The 3,405-nt window shown below is 69.9% G+C and carries 5 protein-coding genes and 1 tRNA gene; 4 read left to right on the forward strand and 2 right to left on the reverse strand.

Annotated elements, in window-relative coordinates:
- Positions 1 to 107 precede the first annotated feature (107 nt).
- On the forward strand, positions 108 to 428 hold the full coding sequence (sugE, locus tag K0M70_RS00050; protein WP_290777612.1) for a quaternary ammonium compound efflux SMR transporter SugE: 321 nt from the start codon (positions 108 to 110) through the stop codon (positions 426 to 428).
- 34 nt (positions 429 to 462) lie between these two features.
- Here sugE and coq7 read toward each other — a convergent pair whose 3' ends face one another.
- Positions 463 to 1,107, reverse strand: a complete 645-nt coding sequence (gene coq7 / locus K0M70_RS00055; protein WP_290777614.1) for a 2-polyprenyl-3-methyl-6-methoxy-1,4-benzoquinone monooxygenase — start codon at positions 1,105 to 1,107, stop codon at positions 463 to 465.
- Positions 1,104 to 2,267, reverse strand: a complete 1,164-nt coding sequence (locus K0M70_RS00060) for a (Fe-S)-binding protein (protein WP_290777616.1) — start codon at positions 2,265 to 2,267, stop codon at positions 1,104 to 1,106. Before K0M70_RS00060 ends, coq7 begins: the two co-directional genes overlap by 4 nt.
- 101 nt (positions 2,268 to 2,368) lie before the next feature.
- Here K0M70_RS00060 and rplM point away from each other — a divergent pair, with 101 nt between their 5' ends.
- The 3 genes from rplM to K0M70_RS00075 all read left to right on the forward strand — a co-directional run bounded on the left by rplM (position 2,369) and on the right by K0M70_RS00075 (position 3,315).
- Entirely contained in the window at positions 2,369 to 2,809 is a 441-nt protein-coding gene (rplM, locus tag K0M70_RS00065; protein ID WP_290777619.1) for a 50S ribosomal protein L13, read from the forward strand.
- 9 nt (positions 2,810 to 2,818) lie between these two features.
- On the forward strand, positions 2,819 to 3,211 hold the full coding sequence (gene rpsI, locus K0M70_RS00070) for a 30S ribosomal protein S9 (protein WP_290777622.1): 393 nt from the start codon (positions 2,819 to 2,821) through the stop codon (positions 3,209 to 3,211).
- 30 nt (positions 3,212 to 3,241) lie between these two features.
- Positions 3,242 to 3,315, forward strand: a tRNA-Gln gene (locus K0M70_RS00075).
- Positions 3,316 to 3,405 lie beyond the last annotated feature (90 nt).

Here is a 3,405-nt window from a genome sequence, read left to right on the forward strand (position 1 = left end):
CCGCGGGACGACCCGCGCGCCCGATGGGGCGATGAACCACCGACGACGGTCCGGCGCGACAGCCCCGGGCCGTTGTTGTTTCTGAAGACACGCAAGGGAGTAGTGAAATGGCATGGGTCTATCTGGCAATCGCCGGCGTGCTCGAGATCGTCTGGGCGATCGGCCTGAAGTATTCCGAAGGCTTCACCCGGCCCCTGGCCAGTACGGTGACCGTGGCCGCGATGGCGGTGGGCTTCTGGTTCCTGGCGCTGGCGCTCAAGGAAATCCCGATCGGCACCGGCTACGCGGTCTGGGTTGGCATCGGTGCCGTGGGTACCGCCATCCTGGGCATCGCGCTGTTCGGCGAGTCGGCGGCCTGGCCGCGGCTGGCCTGCATCGGCCTGATCCTGGCGGGCATCATCGGCCTCAAGCTCACTTCGCCGGCCTGAAAAGCCAGCCTGGCGTGGGCCAGGCCAGGGATGGTCAGACCCGGTAGGCGACCAGCTTCATCAGGCGTGAGCTGAGGGCCATCAGTCGCGGTATGGGCGGGGGCAGCAGGCGTGCGCCCGCGTCCAGGGCCTCGTCGGCGTGGCGGGCTTCGTCCTGCTTCATGGTGCGGATGATGGCGCGGCTGCGCTCGTCCCCGGGCGGCAGCTGGGCCAGGTGTTCTTCCAGATGCGCCTCCACCTGCCGTTCGGTCTCGACCACGAAGCCCAGGTTCCAGCCGTCGCCGCGCAGGCCCGCGGCCAGGCCGATGGCGTAGCTGCCGGCGTAGAAGATCGGGTTGAACAGGCTGGGCCGGCTGTGGAGTTCTTCCAGCCGGTCGGCGCACCAGGCCAGGTGGTCGGTTTCTTCCTGCGCGGCGTGTTCGAGCTGGGCGCGCGTTGCGGCGTCGCGGGCCACCGCGGCCTGGCCGACGTACAGCGCCTGTGCGCAGACCTCGCCGGTGTGGTTGATGCGCATCAGGCCGGCGGCGTGCCGGCGTTCGGGCTCATCGAGCTGCAGGTCGGGCACCGTGCCGGCGGGGTTGGGACGCTCGGCGCGGGCACGGCCCAGGCTGGTGCCGAGGGAGTGCTGGGCCTCGATCAGCAGGCGGTCCAGCGGGCTGAAGCGGCGGGTAGGAGTCATGCCAGATGCTCGGCCAGGAAATCGATGGGGTGGCGTACCGGCATTATCGTGCCAGTGGCGAGGTGAAGGCGGCATCCTATGTTCGCCGACAGCAGCTCGGTGGCACCACTTTCGGCCAGCGCCTGCAGCACGGGCGCGCGCAGGGCGTCGGCGCGGGCGGGTTCGGCCAACTGGTGCAGGCCGGCGGCGCCACAGCAGCCGGTGTCGGGCAGTTCGACCAGGTCCAGGCCGGGGATGCGCTGCAGCAGTCGCCGCAGCGCGCTTTCGCTGCGCACCACGCTGCGCTGTGTGCAGGGCAGGTGCAGCGCCACGCGCCGATGCGCCGGACGCCAGCGCAGCTGGTCGCCGAGCCGGTCCAGCGCGGCCAGCGCGTCTTCCACCGGCGCGGCGCCCGCCCGGCGGCGGGCGAGGCTGCCCTGCCAGCGGGGGCCCAGGCATAGCCCGCGGGCGCGGCCGGCTAATGCCGGGGGGTGGGCGGCGGCCAGCCTGCCCCCCGTTGCCGGGTCGCCCGCATGCGCGGCGGCGGCGCCGCAGCAGCCCTGGCCTTCGGGCAGCGCCACGACGATGCCGGCCGCGGCCAGGAGCCGGGCCAGGCCGGCACGCGTGCCCGATTCGTAGCGGTCGGCGATGCATCCCACGAAAACGGCTACTTCGGCCTTCGCGACGGCCGGCGGTGCCGGCATTTCAACCGCGGGCGGCGCCGGCGGCAGGCGGGGGCGAAGGGCCGCCGGCAGCCAGGCGCCGACGGCACGCTGCAGGTCCACCAGGCGGCCCAGCAGCGGCGGGCGGGCCAACAGCCAGCCTGCGGCGCGCAAGGCCGGTGCCGGCGCATGCCTGGCGGCCTGGGCCGCGCGCGCACCCACCAGCAGTTCGCCATAGGACACTCCGGCCGGGCAGACCGGCTCGCAGCGCCGGCAGCCCAGGCAGTGATCAAGATGAAGGTCGCCGGCCAGCGTAGGCGCCAGGCCCCCCTGCGCCACCGCCTTGATGTAGGCGATGCGGCCGCGCGGGGATTCGGCCTCGGTCTGGTCGAGCCGATAAGTGGGACAATGCGGCAGGCACAAACCGCACTGCACGCAGCGGTCGGCCAGGGCCACCAGGGCCGCGTCGGCAGGCGCTGGGGGCGCGGCGCGAAGGGCCGGGTCGGGCAGGGCGGGCATGGCGGGATGCTAGCACGGGGCTCAGCCGGGCTTGCGCGAGCCGCAAAGGGCCGCTATCATTCCGCCTCTTTCCACCCCGATTTCTATATTTTGGAGCCGTCATGAAGACCATGACCGTCAGCGCCAACGCCCAGACCGTCAAGCAAGACTGGTACGTGGTCGATGCCAGCGGCAAGACCCTGGGCCGTCTGTGCTCGGAACTCGCGATCCGCCTTCGCGGCAAGCACAAGCCTGACTACACCCCGCACGTTGATACGGGTGACTACCTCGTCGTGATCAACGCCGAGAAGATCCACGTCACCGGCAACAAGCTGCAGGACAAGAAGTACCACCGCTTCACCGGCTACGTCGGTAACCTGAAGACCCAGTCGCTGGGCCAGATTCTGGACGCACACCCGGAGCGCGTGATCGAGATCGGCGTCAAGGGCATGCTCCCGAAGAACCCGCTCGGCCGCGCCATGTACCGCAAGCTCAAGGTCTACAAGGGCTCGGAGCATCCGCATTCTGCCCAGCAGCCGCAGGCTCTGGACTTCAAGGCTTAAGGCACAGACATGGCTATCGAACAGAACTACGGCACCGGCCGTCGCAAGTCCTCCACCGCCCGCGTGTTCATGCGTTCGGGCAGCGGCAAGATCCTCGTCAACGGCCGCCCGGTCGACGAGTTCTTCGGCCGCGAGACCTCGCGCATGATCGTGCGCCAGCCGCTGGTCGTCAGCCAGATGGGTGACAAGTTCGACTTCACCGTCACCGTCGCCGGCGGCGGCATCACCGGCCAGGCCGGCGCCATCCGCCTGGGCATCGCCCGCGCGCTGGTGGAATACAACGACACGCTCAAGCCCGACCTGCGCAAGGCCGGCCTGATGACCCGCGATGCCCGCGAAGTCGAGCGTAAAAAGGTTGGCCTGCACAAGGCTCGCCGCGCCACCCAGTTCTCGAAGCGCTAATCGCTTCAAGCTCTGGCGGCGACCCCGTATTGGGGGATCGTCTAACGGTAGGACTGCAGACTCTGACTCTGCCTATCTAGGTTCGAATCCTAGTCTCCCAGCCAATTGGTGGTTCGGTCAGAGCGCGAACCGCACGGAAAGCCCGCCAAAAGCGGGCTTTTTTGTATCCCACAGAGGGTGCAGCGCGCTGCGCG

Origin of the sequence: Arenimonas sp., assembly GCF_019459675.1 — a bacterium.
Classification (GTDB): Bacteria; Pseudomonadota; Gammaproteobacteria; order Xanthomonadales; family Xanthomonadaceae; genus Arenimonas.

Excerpts from the sequence above, each read along its gene's own strand:
- sugE (WP_290777612.1), top strand. The coding sequence starts at position 108 with ATGGCATGGGTCTATCTGGCAATCGCCGGCGTGCTCGAGATCGTCTGG.
- coq7 (WP_290777614.1), bottom strand. The coding sequence starts at position 1,107 with ATGACTCCTACCCGCCGCTTCAGCCCGCTGGACCGCCTGCTGATCGAG.
- K0M70_RS00060 (WP_290777616.1), bottom strand. The coding sequence starts at position 2,267 with ATGCCCGCCCTGCCCGACCCGGCCCTTCGCGCCGCGCCCCCAGCGCCT.
- rplM (WP_290777619.1), top strand. The coding sequence starts at position 2,369 with ATGAAGACCATGACCGTCAGCGCCAACGCCCAGACCGTCAAGCAAGAC.
- rpsI (WP_290777622.1), top strand. The coding sequence starts at position 2,819 with ATGGCTATCGAACAGAACTACGGCACCGGCCGTCGCAAGTCCTCCACC.